22 protein-coding genes are annotated in these 19,066 nt (G+C 44.7%); all 22 read left to right on the top strand.

All coding sequences use genetic code 11. The annotated features are described in order from the left end of the window. Position 1 precedes the first annotated feature (1 nt). The 22 genes from upp (at position 2) to nuoN (ending at position 19,024) form a co-directional block, all read left to right on the top strand. Positions 2 to 631: a uracil phosphoribosyltransferase gene (gene upp, locus AT864_RS15760; RefSeq protein ID WP_066150620.1), complete on the top strand. Its 630-nt coding sequence runs from the start codon at positions 2 to 4 to the stop codon at positions 629 to 631. A 601-nt stretch (positions 632 to 1,232) separates the two neighbouring features. Next, positions 1,233 to 1,454 (top strand): AtpZ/AtpI family protein, encoded by a 222-nt coding sequence (locus AT864_RS15750; RefSeq protein ID WP_044741546.1) that lies wholly within the window; start codon positions 1,233 to 1,235, stop codon positions 1,452 to 1,454. A gap of 4 nt (positions 1,455 to 1,458) precedes the next feature. Then, entirely contained in the window at positions 1,459 to 1,815 is a 357-nt protein-coding gene (locus AT864_RS15745; protein WP_066150614.1) for an ATP synthase subunit I, read from the top strand. 27 nt (positions 1,816 to 1,842) lie between these two features. Continuing rightward, positions 1,843 to 2,556, top strand: a complete 714-nt coding sequence (atpB, locus tag AT864_RS15740) for a F0F1 ATP synthase subunit A (protein WP_066150612.1) — start codon at positions 1,843 to 1,845, stop codon at positions 2,554 to 2,556. Between the two features lie 56 nt (positions 2,557 to 2,612). Further along, positions 2,613 to 2,825: a F0F1 ATP synthase subunit C gene (gene atpE / locus AT864_RS15735; protein ID WP_017436872.1), complete on the top strand. Its 213-nt coding sequence runs from the start codon at positions 2,613 to 2,615 to the stop codon at positions 2,823 to 2,825. Positions 2,826 to 2,962: 137 nt separating this feature from the next. Continuing rightward, positions 2,963 to 3,484: a F0F1 ATP synthase subunit B gene (atpF, locus tag AT864_RS15730; RefSeq protein WP_066150851.1), complete on the top strand. Its 522-nt coding sequence runs from the start codon at positions 2,963 to 2,965 to the stop codon at positions 3,482 to 3,484. Then, entirely contained in the window at positions 3,481 to 4,017 is a 537-nt protein-coding gene (locus AT864_RS15725) for a F0F1 ATP synthase subunit delta (RefSeq protein ID WP_044741551.1), read from the top strand. The genes atpF and AT864_RS15725 overlap by 4 nt, the downstream gene beginning before the upstream one ends. A 25-nt stretch (positions 4,018 to 4,042) precedes the next feature. After that, entirely contained in the window at positions 4,043 to 5,551 is a 1,509-nt protein-coding gene (gene atpA / locus AT864_RS15720; RefSeq protein WP_066150609.1) for a F0F1 ATP synthase subunit alpha, read from the top strand. Positions 5,552 to 5,636: 85 nt separating this feature from the next. Beyond that, entirely contained in the window at positions 5,637 to 6,491 is an 855-nt protein-coding gene (locus AT864_RS15715; RefSeq protein WP_066150606.1) for a F0F1 ATP synthase subunit gamma, read from the top strand. Positions 6,492 to 6,552: 61 nt separating this feature from the next. Then, complete coding sequence (atpD, locus tag AT864_RS15710) at positions 6,553 to 7,974, top strand: F0F1 ATP synthase subunit beta (protein WP_044741554.1); 1,422 nt, start codon at positions 6,553 to 6,555, stop codon at positions 7,972 to 7,974. Positions 7,975 to 7,999: 25 nt separating this feature from the next. Next, the gene (locus AT864_RS15705; RefSeq protein ID WP_044741555.1) at positions 8,000 to 8,401 is read left to right on the top strand and encodes a F0F1 ATP synthase subunit epsilon; all 402 of its coding nucleotides are present in this window, start codon (positions 8,000 to 8,002) and stop codon (positions 8,399 to 8,401) included. A gap of 385 nt (positions 8,402 to 8,786) precedes the next feature. Then, complete coding sequence (locus AT864_RS15700; RefSeq protein ID WP_066150603.1) at positions 8,787 to 9,155, top strand: NADH-quinone oxidoreductase subunit A; 369 nt, start codon at positions 8,787 to 8,789, stop codon at positions 9,153 to 9,155. Further along, entirely contained in the window at positions 9,146 to 9,658 is a 513-nt protein-coding gene (locus AT864_RS15695; RefSeq protein ID WP_044741556.1) for an NADH-quinone oxidoreductase subunit B family protein, read from the top strand. The genes AT864_RS15700 and AT864_RS15695 overlap by 10 nt, the downstream gene beginning before the upstream one ends. 3 nt (positions 9,659 to 9,661) lie before the next feature. Further along, a complete protein-coding gene (locus AT864_RS15690; RefSeq protein WP_066150600.1) occupies positions 9,662 to 10,651 on the top strand; it encodes an NADH-quinone oxidoreductase subunit C in 990 nt (329 codons plus the stop codon). A 3-nt stretch (positions 10,652 to 10,654) separates the two neighbouring features. Next, positions 10,655 to 11,755 (top strand): NADH-quinone oxidoreductase subunit D, encoded by a 1,101-nt coding sequence (locus AT864_RS15685; protein ID WP_066150597.1) that lies wholly within the window; start codon positions 10,655 to 10,657, stop codon positions 11,753 to 11,755. Then, positions 11,752 to 12,756 carry an NADH-quinone oxidoreductase subunit NuoH gene (gene nuoH, locus AT864_RS15680; protein WP_066150594.1) on the top strand — a complete coding sequence of 335 codons (1,005 nt, stop codon included), beginning with the start codon at positions 11,752 to 11,754 and terminating at the stop codon, positions 12,754 to 12,756. Before AT864_RS15685 ends, nuoH begins: the two co-directional genes overlap by 4 nt. Positions 12,757 to 12,786: 30 nt before the next feature. Further along, on the top strand, positions 12,787 to 13,206 hold the full coding sequence (gene nuoI, locus AT864_RS15675) for an NADH-quinone oxidoreductase subunit NuoI (protein ID WP_044741560.1): 420 nt from the start codon (positions 12,787 to 12,789) through the stop codon (positions 13,204 to 13,206). Then, the gene (locus tag AT864_RS15670; protein WP_044741561.1) at positions 13,203 to 13,715 is read left to right on the top strand and encodes an NADH-quinone oxidoreductase subunit J; all 513 of its coding nucleotides are present in this window, start codon (positions 13,203 to 13,205) and stop codon (positions 13,713 to 13,715) included. The genes nuoI and AT864_RS15670 overlap by 4 nt, the downstream gene beginning before the upstream one ends. Further along, positions 13,712 to 14,026: an NADH-quinone oxidoreductase subunit NuoK gene (gene nuoK / locus AT864_RS15665; RefSeq protein WP_044741562.1), complete on the top strand. Its 315-nt coding sequence runs from the start codon at positions 13,712 to 13,714 to the stop codon at positions 14,024 to 14,026. Before AT864_RS15670 ends, nuoK begins: the two co-directional genes overlap by 4 nt. Positions 14,027 to 14,121: 95 nt before the next feature. After that, positions 14,122 to 15,978, top strand: a complete 1,857-nt coding sequence (nuoL, locus tag AT864_RS15660) for an NADH-quinone oxidoreductase subunit L (protein WP_044741563.1) — start codon at positions 14,122 to 14,124, stop codon at positions 15,976 to 15,978. Continuing rightward, complete coding sequence (locus tag AT864_RS15655) at positions 15,978 to 17,510, top strand: NADH-quinone oxidoreductase subunit M (protein WP_066150591.1); 1,533 nt, start codon at positions 15,978 to 15,980, stop codon at positions 17,508 to 17,510. Before nuoL ends, AT864_RS15655 begins: the two co-directional genes overlap by 1 nt. 5 nt (positions 17,511 to 17,515) lie before the next feature. Then, the gene (gene nuoN, locus AT864_RS15650; protein ID WP_066150588.1) at positions 17,516 to 19,024 is read left to right on the top strand and encodes an NADH-quinone oxidoreductase subunit NuoN; all 1,509 of its coding nucleotides are present in this window, start codon (positions 17,516 to 17,518) and stop codon (positions 19,022 to 19,024) included. Positions 19,025 to 19,066 lie beyond the last annotated feature (42 nt).

Below are 19,066 nucleotides of genomic sequence, written 5' to 3'. Positions count from 1 at the left end.
TATGGGCAAAGTATACGTATTTGATCACCCCCTTATTCAACATAAACTTACATATATCCGGGACAAGCAAACAGGTACAAAGGAGTTTCGTGAATTAGTCGAAGAAGTAGCGACATTGATGGCTTTTGAAATTACACGCGATCTTCCGCTGGAGGAAGTGGAAATCGAAACGCCGGTCAGCAGAGCGAAATCCAAAGTTATTTCCGGGAAAAAGTTGGGGATTATCCCAATTTTGCGCGCGGGAATTGGCATGGTGGATGGCATTTTAAAGCTAATCCCAGCTGCAAAGGTCGGCCATATTGGGCTGTATCGTGATCCGGAAACATTAAAGCCGGTCGAGTATTATGTCAAGCTTCCGACAGACGTAGAAGAGCGCGATTTTATTGTCGTGGATCCGATGCTGGCAACAGGCGGCTCAGCCGTTGAAGCCATTCATTCATTAAAAAAGCGCGGAGCGAAACACATTAAGTTCATGTGTTTAATCGCTGCTCCTGAAGGAGTGGAGGCGGTCAAAAAGGCGCATCCGGATGTTGATATTTACATTGCCGCACTTGATGAAAAATTAAATGATCACGGCTATATTGTTCCAGGGCTTGGAGATGCAGGAGACCGACTATTTGGAACGAAATAGTATATTTTGTTAAACGCTGAGCATGCTAACATGGATGCTTGGCGTTTTTTCATATGAAGCAAAAGTGACGCGGGAATTGCTCTACTTTTATAAACGAATTTTCGATTTAGTTGGCTTCAATGCTCGTTTATCTAGGGGAATACAATGAAAAGAGCGGCCGTATAGCCGATTGAAAAGTAGAATCCTCATTTTTTTAAGGTCGGAGGCAAGCGGCCATCCAGATGATTTGTCGCTTTTTCCTATGAGGGGATTCCTTCCATCACCAAGTTTAATATGGAAGAAGGGTCTCATCGCTTTTGCAAGAAATGCATTTTTCGCAATGGTTTTAGAGGAACGACAAACCCTCAGATTCCGCGTGAAAAGGGAGCAGGTTCGCAGAAATGAAGGAAAAATTTGATAGTGAAAAATATAAACATTATATTATACAATAACAATATGAAAAATAAATGAGGAAATGTCACAAAATATTAATAATTTATTTGAATTTATTGGCTAAACACGTTGACATTGGACGATGCCTATTGTATGCTTACAGGGGATATAATGATAAGGTTTTCACGAGGTTTATCTACAAAAACTTTTACCATAAGGATGTATGTGTATGCGTCCAAAACAGCGCCATCCCCTTCAAGCGATCGGTCTCATGTCCGGGATCGTATCCCAGCTAGTTGGTTCGATTTTGATAGGGATTTTTGGCGGGAAATGGATTGACGAAAAGCTTGGCACGGAGCCCATCTTTCTTGTTGTAGGGCTTCTGATTGGTCTTGCGGCAGGCATATATGCGATGTTTCGCTTGATTCGTCAATATTTCCCAGAGGAGTAAAGGCATGCAGCAAATGTTCTTAAGACAGCAAAAATACATATTTTATCTATTGTCTCTTTACACGCTAGGCTGGGGCTTTACAAGCTATAAAACCGTTTTCTTAAGCTTGATTTTAGGAACGGTGATCAGTCTGTTTTTGTTGTGGAGTCTAGTCCGGAAAGTCGAAAAATTCGGACGAGCGGTCGCTCAAGGCAAAAAAGCCCGCTCGCTCGGAACGTTTTCGCGCTTAGCGGCCGCTGTCTTGGCTGCGGCGATTGCCATCGAATATCCGCAATATTTCTCCATCATTCCTGTTACGATAGGATTAATGACATCCTATACTGTCATTATAATAGATTTTCTTTTGCACAAAAATAAATAACATAAATGGAAAGAGAGGTGAAAAAAGTTGGAACATAAAGCACCGATTGTTGAATGGTTGGGACTGACATTTAATTTGTCCAACATCTTAATGACGACCATTACAAGTCTCATTGTGTTTATTATTGCTATTGCTGCAACAAGATCTCTTCAGCTTCGCCCTCGGGGAATGCAAAATTTCTTGGAGTGGGTGTTTGATTTTGTGAGGGGAATCATTAACAGTACTATGGACTGGCAAACGGGCGGCCGCTTCTTAACATTAGGTGTTACGCTCATTATGTACATCTTTGTAGCGAATATGCTCGGTCTGCCGTTTTCTGTCCGTTTCGGAGATACGCTTTGGTGGAAGTCTCCAACTGCCGATCCAACCATTACGTTGACTCTTGCCGTCATGATCGTCGGCCTCACGCATTATTATGGCGTAAAGCTTAAAGGTGTTCAAGAATATGGTCGTGATTACTTGCGGCCGATGGCCTTTCTATTCCCGTTGAAAATTATTGAGGAATTCTCTAATACTTTAACATTGGGCTTGCGTCTTTACGGTAACATTTTTGCCGGAGAGATTTTGCTGGGGCTGTTGGCGGGGCTTGCCACAAACGGCGGCGTGTTTGGCGCGCTTGGCGCTGCCATTCCGATGATGGTTTGGCAAGCATTCAGTATTTTCGTAGGCTGTATTCAAGCATTTATCTTTACTATGTTAACAATGGTTTATATGGCACATAAGGTGAGCCAAGACCATTAATGATAAACTTTTATCCAAAAAAATTATATGACATAAATAGAAGGAGGATATTTAACATGAATTTAATTGCAGCTGCTATTGCAGTAGGTTTGGCAGCACTTGGTGCTGGTATTGGTAACGGTTTAATCGTAGGTCGTACAGTGGAAGGAATCGCTCGTCAGCCGGAATTGCGTCCTGTACTTCAAACAACGATGTTCATCGGGGTAGCGTTAGTCGAGGCGTTACCGATTATCGGCGTAGTTATCTCATTCATCGTTATGAACAGATAATCAATATTTCCTTATGTGATGGCGAAGTTCGTGCAGACGATCACCTTCGCCATTCCTTTATGTACATTACATGTAAACCCTGCCATTTTATGAAAAAGTTTAGCGGCTGAAGGGAGTGAAAAGCGGTGTTAATAAGCATGAACATGTTTTTATTGGGTGCTGCTGAGCATCATACAGGACTCAACACAGGTGATATCATTTTCCAATTGCTTATCTTTGTCATCTTATTAGCATTGCTCCGGAAATTTGCGTTTGGTCCATTAATGGGCATTATGAAACAACGCGAAGAGCATATTGCTAATGAAATTGAACAAGCAGAAAAACACCATCAAGAGGCGAAAAAGCTTGCGGAAGAGCAGCGGGCATTTATGAAGCAATCGCGTCAGGAAGCGCAAGCATTAATTGAAAATGCTCGCAAGCTTGGCGAAGAGCAAAAAGAGCAAATTATCGCAGCGGCTCGTGAGGAAGCCGAGCGTTTAAAAGAAGCGGCAAAAAAAGAAATCGAGCGCGAAAAAGAGCAGGCGGTTGCTGCGTTGCGTGAGCAAGTGGCATCTTTATCTGTATTGATTGCATCAAAAGTCATTGAAAAAGAATTAAGCGAGCAAGATCAAGCGAAGTTGATCAATGAATATATCCAAGAGGTAGGAGAAGGGCGATGAGCAAAGAAGTCGTAGCAAAGCGTTATGCGTTAGCTCTTTTTCAAATCGCCAATGAACAGCAGCTCCTTGATCAGTTTGAAGAAGAAATCCGTGTGATTCAGCAAGTGTTTGCTGCACAGCCGGAATTTCTGTCCGTATTGACTCATCCGAAGCTCTCGATAGACAAGAAAAAGGCGTTAATCAAAGAAGTGTTTGCTACACTGTCAACGCCTTTGCAAAATACGCTTCAGTTGCTGCTTGATCGCCATCGTATCGACATTGTCGAGTCACTGGCGGATGAATTTATTGCACTTGCAAATGAAGCGCGCGGCGCGGAAGAAGCAACGGTATATTCTGTCCGGCCGCTAACGGAAGATGAGAAACAGGCGCTTTCGCAAGTATTTGCAGCGAAGGTGGGCAAAGCAACCCTTCACATTCAAAACATCATTGATCCAAGCTTAATTGGCGGTGTGAAGCTGCGTATCGGCAATCGCATTTATGACGGAAGCGTCAGCGGAAAATTAGAACGACTTCAACGTCAGCTTATTGGCTAAAGATTTATAGATAGGGGTGAAATGCATGAGCATCAGAGCTGAAGAAATTAGCGCGCTGATAAAAAAGCAAATTGAAAGCTATCAGTCTGAAATCAAAGTGAGCGATGTAGGTACAGTAATCCAAGTTGGTGACGGTATCGCGCGCGCACATGGCCTTGACAATGTCATGTCAGGGGAGCTCGTTGAATTTGCAAATGGTGTCATGGGAATGGCACTGAACCTTGAAGAAAACAATGTTGGTATCGTTATCTTAGGTCCGTATACAGATATTAAAGAAGGCGATGAAGTTCGTCGGACAGGCCGTATTATGGAGGTTCCTGTTGGTGAAGCATTGATCGGCCGTGTCGTCAACCCATTAGGACAGCCGGTAGACGGATTAGGACCGATTGCAACAACGGAGACTCGTCCAATCGAAAGCCCGGCACCTGGGGTTATGGATCGTAAATCAGTACATGAGCCATTACAAACAGGTATTAAAGCGATTGACGCACTTGTTCCAATCGGCCGCGGTCAGCGCGAGTTAATTATCGGAGACCGTCAAACAGGTAAAACATCGGTTGCGATCGATACGATTCTGAACCAAAAAGACCAAAACATGATTTGTATCTATGTAGCAATTGGACAAAAAGAATCAACGGTTCGTAACGTTGTTGAAACATTGCGCAAGCATGGCGCGTTAGAGTACACAATCGTTGTCACTGCTTCTGCTTCGCAACCGGCTCCATTGCTATTCCTAGCTCCATACGCTGGGGTATCAATGGGAGAATACTTCATGTATAAAGGAAAGCATGTGCTTGTCGTATATGATGATTTATCGAAGCAAGCGGCCGCTTACCGTGAGCTTTCCCTATTATTGCGCCGTCCTCCAGGCCGTGAAGCGTATCCAGGGGACGTATTCTACTTGCATTCTCGCCTTTTAGAGCGTGCGGCGAAATTAAGCGATGCAAAAGGAGCAGGATCTTTGACTGCATTGCCGTTCGTTGAAACACAAGCAGGGGACATTTCTGCCTATATTCCGACGAACGTTATCTCAATCACAGACGGACAAATTTTCTTGCAATCTGACTTATTCTTCTCTGGTGTGCGTCCGGCAATCAACGCGGGTCTTTCCGTTTCTCGCGTAGGTGGTTCTGCGCAAATTAAAGCGATGAAAAAAGTAGCGGGTACGCTTCGTCTTGACTTAGCTGCGTATCGTGAGCTTGAAGCATTCGCGCAATTCGGTTCAGACCTCGACAAAGCGACACAAGCAAAGCTTGCTCGTGGTGCGCGCACAGTTGAAGTGTTAAAGCAAGGGTTGCACGAACCGCTTCCAGTAGAAAAACAAGTGGCTATCATTTACGCATTAACACGCGGATTCTTAGATGATATTCCGGTTGAAGATATTCGTCGTTTTGAGAAAGAATTCTTTACATGGCTTGATCAAAACGGCCAGCACATTCTTGATCATATTCGCACGACAAAAGATCTTCCAAGCGAAGAAGATCTCAACAAAGCGATCGAAGATTTCAAGAAAACATTTGTTGTTTCTGAATAAAAGGCGGCAGGAGCAGAAGGGGCGTGAAGCCTTCTGTTCCTTGTCTCTATCAATAGATTCAGCGCAAAAAAGGTGGTGAAAACCTTTGGCATCATTACGCGATATTAAAACGCGAATCAACTCGACGAAGAAAACAAGCCAAATTACAAAGGCGATGGAGATGGTTTCCGCTTCAAAACTGCATCGCGCTGAAACCAATGCGAAATCGTTTGTTCCTTATATGGAAAAAATTCAAGAGGTTGTAGCAAACATTTCATTAGGCAGTTCAGTCAATCACCCGATGCTAGTGAAACGTCCTGTCAAAAAGACGGGCTATTTGGTTATTACATCTGATCGCGGATTAGCTGGTGCATACAATAGCAACATTCTTCGAACGGTTTATCAAACCATTCAGGAGCGTCATAAATCGACAGATGAATATGCGATCATTGCCATTGGCCGTATGGGCTTGAACTTTTTCCAAAAGCGCAATATCCCGGTTGTTTTAAACATTACCGGATTGCCAGATCAGCCATCATTTGCTGATATAAAGCGAATTGCCAGCCAAACAGTAGGCATGTTTGCTGACGGTACGTTTGACGAGCTATATATGTATTACAACCATTTCGTAAGCGCGATTCAACAAGATGTAACGGAAAGAAAGCTTTTGCCGCTTACGGATTTAGTGGCTGAGAAAAAACGAACATCTTATGAATTTGAGCCGTCACAAGAAGAAATTTTGGAAGTGCTTTTGCCGCAATATGCCGAAAGTTTGATCTATGGGGCATTGTTAGATGCCAAAGCAAGTGAGCATGCGGCGCGCATGACGGCAATGAAAAATGCGACTGATAATGCAAAAGAACTTATTCGTACGCTTACACTTTCATATAACCGTGCCCGTCAGGCAGCGATTACGCAAGAAATTACGGAAATCGTGGCAGGAGCTAATGCGCTGCAATAACCAGCTGCGTCGGTGCATGCGTCAGAGAGACGTTCAAGTAGCAAGTTAGGAGGGAAAACGGATGACAAAAGGACGCGTTCTTCAAATTATGGGTCCAGTTGTAGACGTAAAGTTCGAAAGCGGACATCTTCCTGCGATTTACAACGCCCTTAAAATCCAACATAAAGCGCGCAACGAAAATGAAGTCGATATTGACTTAACATTAGAAGTGGCCCTTCACCTTGGCGACGATACTGTTCGTACGATTGCGATGGCTTCTACGGACGGTCTCATTCGTGGCATGGAAGTCATTGACACAGGGGCGCCAATTTCCGTGCCTGTCGGTGATGTGACACTTGGCCGCGTATTCAACGTATTGGGAGAGCCAATTGATTTAGATGGAGAAATTCCGGCGGATGCACGCCGCGATTCCATTCATAAACAAGCACCAAAATTTGAACAGCTTTCCACTCAAGTAGAAATCCTTGAAACAGGAATTAAAGTTGTCGACCTTCTTGCACCATACATCAAAGGTGGAAAAATCGGTCTGTTCGGTGGTGCCGGTGTAGGTAAAACGGTATTAATCCAAGAGCTTATCAACAACATCGCTCAAGAGCACGGTGGTATCTCGGTATTCGCGGGCGTCGGTGAGCGCACTCGTGAAGGTAACGACCTTTATCATGAAATGAAGGATTCCGGCGTTATTAACAAAACGGCGATGGTGTTCGGACAAATGAACGAGCCGCCTGGTGCGCGTATGCGCGTAGCATTGACAGGTTTGACAATGGCGGAATATTTCCGTGACGAGCAAGGGCAAGACGTGTTGTTCTTCATTGATAACATTTTCCGTTTCACGCAAGCGGGTTCCGAGGTTTCGGCGCTATTAGGACGCATGCCGTCTGCGGTAGGCTATCAGCCAACGCTTGCGACAGAGATGGGCCAATTACAAGAGCGGATTACATCAACTGCTGTTGGTTCAGTAACATCGATTCAAGCGATTTACGTACCAGCGGACGACTATACAGACCCAGCTCCAGCAACCACGTTCGCACACTTAGATGCGACAACGAACTTGGAGCGTAAATTGTCTGAGATGGGGATTTATCCTGCGGTAGACCCGCTTGCTTCGACATCTCGCGCGCTTTCGCCAGAAATCGTTGGTGAAGAGCACTACCAAGTGGCGCGTAAAGTGCAACAAACATTGCAGCGCTACAAAGAATTGCAAGATATTATCGCCATTCTTGGTATGGACGAGCTTTCTGACGAGGATAAACTTGTGGTTCAGCGCGCTCGCCGTATTCAATTCTTCTTATCGCAAAACTTCCACGTTGCGGAGCAATTTACAGGTCAGCCAGGTTCTTACGTGCCTGTAAAAGAAACCGTTCGCGGTTTCAAAGAAATTTTGGAAGGAAAATACGACCATCTTCCAGAAGATGCGTTCCGTCTTGTAGGCCGCATTGAGGAAGTAGTGGAAAAAGCGAAACAAATGGGCGTAGAAGTCTAATTTAGGGACATAGGAGGCTTTTGTGATGAAGACGATTAAAGTCAATGTAGTTACTCCTGATGGCCCGGTGTATGAAGCGGACGTTGAAATGGTCAGCACGAAGGCAAAAAGCGGAGAGCTCGGCATTCTGCCGGGGCACATTCCGCTTGTTGCTCCGCTTGAGATCGGTTCAATACGCTTAAAAAAAGACGGAAAAACAGAACTTATCGCAGTCAGCGGCGGCTTTCTAGAAGTTCGTCCCGACAAAGTAACCGTGCTCGCGCAAGCAGCAGAAAAAGCGGAAGACATTGATGTAGTTCGCGCACAAGCAGCAAAAGAACGGGCAGAAAGACGTTTGGAGGCCAAACAGGATCATATTGACTTCAAACGCGCCGAGCTTGCTTTAAGACGAGCGATCAATCGGTTAGAGATAGCTGGAAAACGTTAAAGGCAGGGGAGTTCCCTGCCTTTAGGCTGTAGACAAAGCCAACGTTGGCTTTGTCTACAAACATTTTATCCATCATTCATTCAAGGTTGAAAACGCTTGGCAGGCAAAGAATGAAACCAAGTGAAGATGCAAAGTCGAACAAAAACATTCATGAGCGGATGAGCGAGTTCAGTAACGCGAAATGAAAGCGTTTGCGAAAGTTTGGACAGGAGATTTTCTCCTGTTTTTATTTATTTGAAAAATAAAAATATTTATTATTGGCAAGACTGGGCGGTCTGTCGACACTTCTGGATATAAATGTTATAATGATAACGATTACAAATTTTCATTTTTTTATATTTTTGTTCAATTGTTATTTATCAGAAAAAAGGAGGCGAATGAAGCATTGCTCAATGTCTATTTGAATAATTATTTAATCGTCTTTGTGTTTTTATGTCTTGGAATTTTGCTCCCAATGGTTGCTTTGACCGCAGGGCGAATTTTGCGTCCCCATGCTCCTAACAATGCAAAACAGACTACTTATGAGAGTGGAATTGAACCCTTTCACGATTCGCATATTCAATTTAATGTACGCTACTACATTTTTGCTCTGTTGTTTGTCATTTTTGATGTAGAAACGGTATTTTTGTATCCTTGGGCTGTTGCTTACAATCGCCTTGGTTTATTTGCGCTGATTGAAATGCTTATTTTTGTAGCCATGCTTGTGATTGGACTTGCATATGCTTGGAAGAAGAAGGTGTTAAAATGGACATAAAATTGTTAAATGTTCCAGAAGAGGAAATGGAAGAATTAAGACGAAATGTTTTTTTAACAACCCTTGAGCAATTGAAGGCTTGGGCGCGCAGCAATTCGCTATGGCCTCTAACCTTTGGGCTCGCTTGCTGTGCCATCGAGATGATGGGAGTAGGATCCTCCCATTACGATTTGGATCGATTTGGCTCCTTTTTCCGTACGTCTCCCCGCCAATCTGACGTCATGATTGTATCGGGAACCGTAACGAAAAAGATGGCGCCGATCGTTCGCCGCTTATATGACCAAATGCCGGAACCGAAATGGGTGATCGCCATGGGGTCCTGTGCGACGGCGGGCGGTCCTTATGTCAAATCCTACTGTGTAGTGAAAGGCGTGGATCAGATTGTTCCGGTAGATGTGTATATCCCGGGCTGTCCACCAAATCCGGCCGCATTAATTTACGGAATTAATAAATTAAAAGAAAAGATTCGCTACGAAGCAAAGACGGGGAAGAAGGTGCTGTAATAGATGAGCGATGAGAAAGATTTACAGCAGCTTAAAAAGGAAGCAGCGGAACGGGCCAAACGATTGGCGCGTGAACGGATGGCAGCAAAGGAGCAAGCGGAGAAAACATCTAAAGAAGATACAGCAGACCTTCCCTTAGAAAAGCTTCCATCACATGAGGAAGAAGGCAAGCCTATATCTGAAGAAAGAGACGCCTTAGAGCTAGCGAAGCAAAAGGCGGCGGCAGCGGCGAAGGCGAAAGCGGCGGCGTTGGCGAAACAAAAGGCACAAGAGCCGTCATCGGAAGTGCCAGAGGGAGACGCCCTAGAGCTAGCGAAGCAAAAGGCGGCGGCAGCGGCGAAGGCAAAAGCGGCGGCGTTGGCGAAACAGCAAGGCGATGGCAGTGATCATGAACAGGATCTTGCCAAAGAAAAGGCAAAAGCGATTGCTGCAGCGAAAGCAAAAGCAGCGGCAGCAGCGAAGGCAAAAGCGGCAGCAGGAGCAGCCGAAACCGCCAAGCCGGAGGAAACTCCATCGCCGAATCAACCGCTTCTTGATAAGTATATAAAGGTAATTCATGAGCATCTTGGGGAAGATGTCTTAGAAGCTGCCTATATTAACCGACTTTCCAAGGATGTGCCGACGCTTGTTGCCAAGAGAACGACCTATTACAAAGTCGCCCAGTTTTTAAAATATAATGAGCAACTAGGCTTCGATTATTTGTCGGAGCTCCATGGAACGGACTTTGGAACACATATGGAGGTGTATGTACATCTTTATTCTTATAAAAACGATCAGCCAGTCGCATTAAAAGTGAAGCTGGATCGCGATCATCCTGAAATTGAGTCGCTTGTTCCGCTTTGGCCAGGCGCGAATTGGCCGGAATGCGAGGCGTATGATTTGTTAGGTATTCGCTTCCAAGGACATCCTAATTTAATTCGCATTTTTTTAGGGGAAAATTGGGTCGGACATCCGCTTCGAAAAGATTATGAGCCATATGATGTGGAGGTGTAGCCGATGCTTCGAACAGAGGAAATGCTTCTTAATGTAGGCCCGCAGCATCCAAGCACACACGGCGTATTTCGTCTCGTACTTAAAATCGATGGAGAAATTATTCAAGAAGCTACACCCGTTATCGGTTATCTTCATCGAGGAACGGAAAAGTTAGCTGAGAATTTACAATATACACAAATTATCCCATATACCGATCGAATGGATTACTTATCGGCGATGACCAACAATTATGTCATTTGTCATGCTGTGGAGACGATGATGGGAATGAAAGTGCCAGATCGCGCGGAATATTTGCGGGTATTGGCTATGGAGCTCGGCAGAATTGCCAGCCATTTAGTGTGGTGGGGAACGTATTTATTAGACATTGGCGCCATTAGCCCGTTTTTATATGCATTTCGTGAGCGGGAGATGATTATTAATCTATTAAATGAATTATCAGGCGCGCGTCTCACGTTTAATTATATGCGTGTCGGCGGTGTAAAGTGGGATGCTCCAGATGGATGGATCGAGAAAGTAAAAGAGTTTGTGCCATATATGCGGAAGCAGCTGGCAGGATATCATGAACTGGTCACTGGAAATGAAATTTTTCGTCATCGCGTAATTGGCGTAGGGCGATATACAAAAGAAGAAGCGCTAAGCTATTCATTAAGCGGTGCGAATCTTCGATGTACAGGGGTAAAATGGGATTTGCGCAAAAACGAGCCTTACTCTATCTATGACCGATTTGATTTTGACATTCCAGTCCGTGAAGATGGCGACTGCTTTGCTCGCTATGAATGCCGCCTTGCCGAAATTGAAGAATCATTGAAAATCATTGAACAAGCATGTGAACAGTTTCCGGAAAAAGGGGAGATTATGGCGAAAGTGCCGCGCATTATTAAAACACCGCCAGGAGAAGCATTTGTCCGCATTGAATCCCCACGAGGAGAAATAGGCTGCTATATTGCTAGTGATGGAAAAAAAGAACCGTATCGTCTTAAGTTCCGTCGGCCATCGTTTTATAACCTGCAAATCCTTCCAAAGCTCTTAAAGGGAGAAAACATTGCGAATTTAATTGCGATTCTTGGCGCGATTGATATTGTACTTGGGGAGGTGGATGGCTGATGGAGCAGTTGCTGCGTTCTGTGCCTAGCTGGACGAATCTTGCTATCTTTTTCGGACTTGGTGTTCTTTTGCTCCTCGTTGTATTAGGGTTTGTTACATATGGTATTTTAGCGGAGCGAAAAGTCATGGGGTTTATGCAAGGGAGAATTGGTCCGAATCAAGTGGGGGGAAGATGGGGGCTTTTACAGACGGTAGCGGATGTTTTAAAGCTTCTCATCAAGGAAGATACCATTCCGAAAGCAGCTGATAGGCCACTATTCATTTTAGCTCCCGTTATTGCGTTTGCTCCAGCCTTTATGGTATTAGCTACACTACCTTTTACCGATTCACTTCAATTTGCTGATATTGGTGTTGGACTTCTCTACTACATTGCTGTGTCTGGATTATCAACGATTGGCGTTTTGACGGGAGCTTGGGCGTCCAATAATAAGTATGCGCTCCTTGGAGGCATGCGGGCAGCCGCACAAATGATTTCCTACGAAATTCCACTTGTGATGTCAGTGATTGGGATTATTTTATTAACGGGAAGCTTAAATCTAAACGATATTGTGGAAGCGCAGAAGCATGTATGGTACATTTTTATTCAGCCAATTGGGTTTCTCGTTTTTCTTATTGCTTCCGTCGCCGAGTTGAATCGAACGCCGTTTGACCTACCAGAAGCCGAATCCGAGCTTGTTGCCGGCTTCCATGTTGAATACTCTGGTTTTCGTTGGGCGTTCTTTATGCTCGCAGAATATGTATACCTTTTTGCCATGGCATCCTTGACCACTATTTTATTTTTGGGCGGTTGGCAGCCTGTGATGTTCCTTGGTTTTATTCCTGGAGCTATTTGGTTTTCACTGAAATTTAGCATCGTTGTTTTTGTGCTTATTTGGTTCCGCTCGACATTTCCGCGACTGCGAGCCGATCAGCTGATGGAATTTGGATGGAAGGTATTGCTTCCTGTTGCATTAGCCAACATTTTTATAACGGCGCTGATAAAAACGATTTTCTTCTCGTAACGAAAATAACCGGAAAAAGGGGTGTCCGTTGTGCTAGGATTAGCGAAAGGTTTAAAGTATACCCTCTCCAATTTAACGAAACAAAAGGTAACGTATGATTATCCGAATGAGCCATTGGCGCTTCCGGATCGATTTCGCGGCATTCAAAAATTTTATCCAGAAAAATGCATCGTCTGTAATCAATGTGCGGCTATTTGTCCGACGGACTGTATTCAGCTGACCGGAAAGAAGCATCCGGATCCCACTAAAAAAGGGAAAATTATTGATACGTACGATATTAATTTTGAGATCTGTATTTTGTGTGATCTCTGTACGGAAGTTTGTCCAACCGAAGCCATTGTCATGACCAATCATTTCGAGCTGGCGGAATATAGTCGTGACGCCTTGTTTAAAAACTTGGAATGGCTTGATGAAAATGATGAAAATGTGCGAAAGGGGAATAAACCGTGAGCGGTGAATATTTCGCATTTTTGGTCCTTGCGCTTGTTGCCATTTCTGGTGGTGTGCTCATGCTAAATGTGACAAAAGTGATGCATATGTTTGTTTCCTTGATTTTTACTTTTGTCAGCATCGCCGGAATATACATTCTTTTATCTGCGGAATTTGTGGCTGCTGTTCAAGTGCTGATTTATTCAGGGGCCATTACGATTATTATGCTGTTTGGCATTATGCTGACGCGCCATCAGGATGAAGGGAAAACGACAACGGGAGGATTTTGGCGAAAGGCGTTAACGGCGCTTGCTGTCTTTGCTTTTGGCGCAGCGGTATATGCTGGTATTTATCGTTTAGATTTCGGCGAGCAAGCGACGCATCTTCATGAAAAAAATGCAGAGCAAATCGGGATCGCGCTTTATTCAAAATATGTGATACCATTTGAAATTACCTCTGTGATTTTACTAGTGGCACTTGTGGGAGCGATTGTATTAGCGAAAAAAGAAGACGAGGAGGCGAAATCATGAGTACCGTTCCTTTGTCTGCCTACCTTGTGCTCGCATTAATTTTGTTTTGTATTGGGTTATATGGGGCATTAACAAAGCGCAATACGGTCATTGTGCTAATCTGTATTGAGTTAATGCTGAATGCGGTGAATATTAATTTAGTTGCTTTTAGTAAATATGGCGTGAATCCGAGCATCACAGGACAAGTTTTCGCTTTATTTACGATCACGGTTGCGGCAGCCGAGGCGGCTGTTGGATTAGCGATTTTAATGGCGCTTTACCGCAATCGGAAGACGGTCCATATAGATGAAATGGATTCGATGAAGCATTAGTGAAACAAGGGAAGTGTTCCGATACCATCAGTGGATGGCATGTTGAAAATGAAAAAAGGGCTATGGGCCCTTTTGATAAAGGGGATTGTGATACAATGATGGAAAACGCTTGGATCATACCGCTTTTCCCGCTTTTTTCATTCCTGATTTTGCTCGTGGCCGGAAAGAGCATGAAGGAAAGGAGCGCTTATATCGGAATAGCTGCCACGCTTCTTTCCTTTATCAGCGCAGCAATGGTGCTGATCGAACGATTTCATGAACCAACCTATCAGCTGCACCGGGAATGGCTTGCAATCGGTAAGGTCAGCATAGCCATGGGCTTTGAGATTAATGCATTGAACGCGCTTATGCTTGTTGTTGTTTCGCTTGTAAGCTTTCTTGTTCATGTTTATTCCAAAGGCTATATGCATGGAGACGACCGCTTTTCGGTGTTTTATGCTTATCTTGGATTGTTTACGTTTGCCATGCTCGGCTTAGTCATTTCTGACAATTTGTTGCAAACGTATATTTTTTGGGAGCTGGTTGGTCTTGGTTCCTTTTTGCTTATCGGCTTTTATTTTTACAAGGAAGAAGCAAAAGCAGCTGCCAAAAAAGCGTTTATTATGACGCGTATTGGCGATGTAGGTTTGCTGATTGGCATGATTTTATTGTTTTGGCAAACGGGAAGCTTTCAATATGATGATATCTTTGCTGCCGTTCAAGCAGGCAACGTTTCAGCAACGATGATAACGTTATGTGCCATTCTGATTTTTATTGGGGCGATCGGTAAATCTGGCCAGTTTCCGCTTCATACATGGCTGCCGGATGCCATGGAAGGTCCGACGCCTGTATCGGCGCTCATCCATGCCGCTACGATGGTGGCAGCTGGTGTGTATCTCGTAGCATCGCTATTCCCGCTTTATGAAGCAAGTGAAACAGCGATGCTTACCGTGGCGGTTGTTGGCGGTTTTACCGCTATTTTTGCCGCGTCTATTGGCCTTGTACAAACAGATATCAAACGAGTGCTCGCATATTCAACCGTGAGCCAGCTCGGTTATATGATGCTGGCGCTTGGCTCTGGGGGATATGTGGCGGGAGTTTTTCATTTAACGACACATGCGTTTTTTAAAGCCTTGTTGTTTCTTGCTGCTGGTAGTGTCATTCATGCTGTGCACACGCAAGATATTGAGAAGATGGGCGGCCTTTGGCGCAAGCTGCCGTTGACCGCGCCATTGTTTTTGATTGGAACGCTAGCCATTAGCGGAGTTCCGCTATTGTCCGGGTTTTTTAGTAAGGATGAGATTTTAGCGGCTGCATGGATGCATGGGCATGTCGTATTATTTTGGATTGCTGTAGTCGCCGCCTTTTTCACCGCCTTTTATATGTTCCGCCTCTTTTTCCTTGTGTTTAGCGGTGACGGGCGCAGTGAAGCGGGCGATGTTCATGAATCTCCGGCAACGATGACATGGCCTATGATCGTTCTCGGCATCCTGTCCATTGCCGCTGGATATGTAAATACACCGTGGTTTGGCCCATTCCTTGGCGACTTTTTAACAGGTGAATCCGCTCCTTCGCATGAAGAAGCTCCTTTATGGATCATGATCGTTGCCACAGCTGTATCGCTCGCCGGCATTTATCTCGCATGGCTGATGTACGGAAAGCGTTCGCTGGCACGGGATTGGCTTAGCTCCAAAAATTCGCTTACATATAACGTGCTGCTGAATAAGTATTATGTCGACGAGTTTTATCGTATGACCGTTGGTTATATGGTGAAAGTATTGAGCCTGTTTTTGCAGTATCTCGACCGCTTTATTGTTGAAGGCTTCGCCAATGTGCTGGCTGCTTTCATACGGGCGATCGGCACAGCGGGATCGAAATGGCAAAATGGACAGGTTCAATGGTATGGGGCGGTTACGTTTATCGGCTTGACGGTTCTGATCGTCATTCTCGCGTTTACGGGGGGGTATCTATAATGAACGAGACGTACTTCCTGTCATTGCTTATTTTTTCCCCATTGCTTGGCATGATTTTACTAGCCTTTGTACCAAAGGAGCAGGAGCAAACGATCAAATGGCTTGGTGTGTTGGGGACATTGCCATCGCTTATTTTAGCACTGTTTGCTTTTAGTCAATACTTAGGTGGATATGACTTGAACCGTTTAGCGGAAAAGCATGCCTGGATTCAGTTCGGGAAGTTTGCTTTTCTGTCCAGCTCAACGTTTACCGTGGATTACGAGCTGACGGTTGATGGTTTAGGACTTGTCATGATGGTGCTGACCGCGCTGTTAGCAACGCTGGCGGCCATTGCCTCCATTCATATAAAAAAAGAATGGAAAGGCTATTTTATGCTGTTTCTATTGCTTGAGATCGGCATGCTAGGTGTATTTGCTGCCGGAAATTTAATCTTGTTCTTTATTTTCTTCGAACTGACGCTTGTTCCGATGTTCTTTTTAATCGGGAAATGGGGCTATTTCGAAAAAGAAAGAGCCGCATACAGCTATTTGATCTATAACGGAATCGGCTCGGCCATTTTGTTGCTTGTCATTTTAATTTTATTTGCGCGCACAGGGACATCCAACATTGCGCTACTAAAAGAAATGCTTCACAATCCGCAGGCAGCAGCCCAGATGATTGCGCCGATCTCGACGGATTTGCGATACGGCTTATTGATTGCCTTGCTCGTCGCTTTTGGCGTTAAATTGCCGATTGTGCCGCTTCATAGCTGGATGTTGCGAGTCCATGTGCAGGCGCCTCCAGCGATTGTCATGCTGCATTCAGGTGTGCTACTGAAAATTGGCGCGTTCGGTTTGATTCGTTTTGGCATGGGATTATTTCCTGAGCAATTTTATCGGCTGGCGGCCGTGATTGCGTTATTGGGGGTTATTAATCTACTATATGGGGCCTTTTTAGCCTTTGTCCAAGAAGATTTTAAAATGGTGCTGGCTTATTCTAGTATTTCGCATATGGGAATTGTTTTGATTGGGCTGGGCGCTTTGAATGAAGCAGGGATACAAGGCGCTATCTTTCAAGTCGTTTCTCATGGCCTGATCTCAGCGCTTCTCTTCTTGTTAATTAGTATTTTATATGAACGTGTTCAGACGACAAAGCTTGGCCATTTAGGGGGGACAGCCAAAATAATGCCACTGGCCTCTGGCTTTTTACTGGCAGGGGCGATGGCTTCGCTCGGCTTACCTGGCATGTCTGGATTTATTAGTGAATTTATGGCGTTTTTGGGCTTATTTAAGTCAACGCCCATTCTGGCTGCCATCGGTACGCTCGGAATAATTATGACCGCTGTCTATTTATTGCGAGCCGTTCTGAATATCACTTACGGAAAAGCACAGTCCAGGGTGGCGGAGGCAAACGTGTCGGATATTCATGCGATAGAGCTTATTCCTGTCCTTATATTGCTTGGTTGCATTATTTTAATAGGCATTTACCCCCATATTTTAGCGCAGCCGCTTAAAGCGCCGATTCAACTGATGATGAATGGGTTAGGAGGGTGAGAGACATGAGTTGGGACACACTTATGCAATACAAATGGGGAATCATGACGCCGGAATGGATCATTCTTGGCGTGGGAATTGCTCTCTCGCTCATCGACCTATTTCTGCCGAATGATAAAAGCCGTCGGCCCCTTGGCTGGTTTGCGTTTGTTGGGGTGATCGTAGCGATCGTGTCGCTTGTGGCTCTCCTTCCTGTTCATACAACCACTATTTTGAATGATTCGTTTCGTCTTGATTCGTTCGGCAAGGCTTTTAAGTTGCTTTTATTGTTTGGCGCGGCGTTCGTGCTTCTGTTATCCATTGATTATCAGCCGCGCGAGGGCATGAAATACTATGGCGAATTCTATTATTTATTCTTAACCGCTTTGCTCGGTGCGATGGTGATGACATCAAGCGGCGATTTGATCACATTGTTTGTCGGCTTGGAGCTTTTATCGATTTCCTCCTATATTTTGGCCGGATTGCGAAAGACGCATTCTTTGTCCAACGAGTCAGCGCTCAAATATGTGATTAATGGCGGGATTTCTACTGCCATTACTCTGTTTGGGATGAGCTATGTATTTGGTCTAACAGGCTCCACGAATTTGAAGAAAATCGGAATGCAGCTCAGTACACTGCAAGATAGCGGCCATCAATATATATTGGCTCTTGCGTTTTTGTTGCTGTTGGTCGGTCTTTCATTCAAATTGTCATCCGTGCCATTTCATATGTGGGCTCCTGATGTCTATCAAGGGGCGCCAACGCCAGTCACTGCTTTTTTAAGCGTTGTCTCGAAGACGGCAGGGTTTGTCATCGTCTTGCGTTTGTTTATTACCATATTTGCTGCTGCTCCTGCACAAGGAAAAGATCCATCCTCTATGCTGTTGTCGATGCAGGATTATATCGCTTTTTTGGCGGGAGCGACCATGGTGATTGGCAATGTGATCGCTTTAAAACAGCGTAATATCAAGCGGTTATTTGCTTATTCAAGCATCGCCCATGCGGGTTATATATTAGTGGGGTTTGCTTCCATGTCTTGGGTGATGATTGACTCGATTTGGTTTTATTTAGCTGCTTATTTGCTGATGAATTTAGGGGCGTTTGCCGTTTTGCAGATCATTACAGATCAATCGGGGTCGGAAGATATTAGCCAGTTTGCGGGCTTATATCGGCGTCATCCTCTTTTGGCGGTATTGATGGGAATTTTTATTCTATCTCTGGCTGGAATCCCTGGAACGGCAGGCTTCATTGGAAAAGTGCATATCTTTTTAGGAGCATTTGCGACGGATCCTGCTCACTATGTTTTAGCATCCGTGATGGTGGCGGCCACGGTTGTTTCCTACGTGTATTATTTCGGTTTATTTACACAAATCTTCTTTCGCCCGGTTGCTGCTCACGAGCCGATCAAGCTGCCGATTGGCGCTGCTCTTGTCGTCCTTATTTGCGCGGTTGGCACGCTCGTTTTTGGCGTGCTGCCGGGGATGGTCTATCACTTTTTAGACCAGTTTCAACATTTTGATGATTTTTTGCATTAATATTACAATAAAGGAGGATGTACTCCCTGAGATTGTAGACAA

Origin of the sequence: Anoxybacillus sp. P3H1B (genome assembly GCF_001560855.1) — a bacterium.
In the GTDB taxonomy this organism is placed as follows: domain Bacteria; phylum Bacillota; class Bacilli; order Bacillales; family Anoxybacillaceae; genus Anoxybacteroides; species Anoxybacteroides rupiense.
The sequence above is the reverse complement of the archived record's forward strand: the minus strand, read 5'-3'. Positions and strand labels throughout refer to the sequence as shown.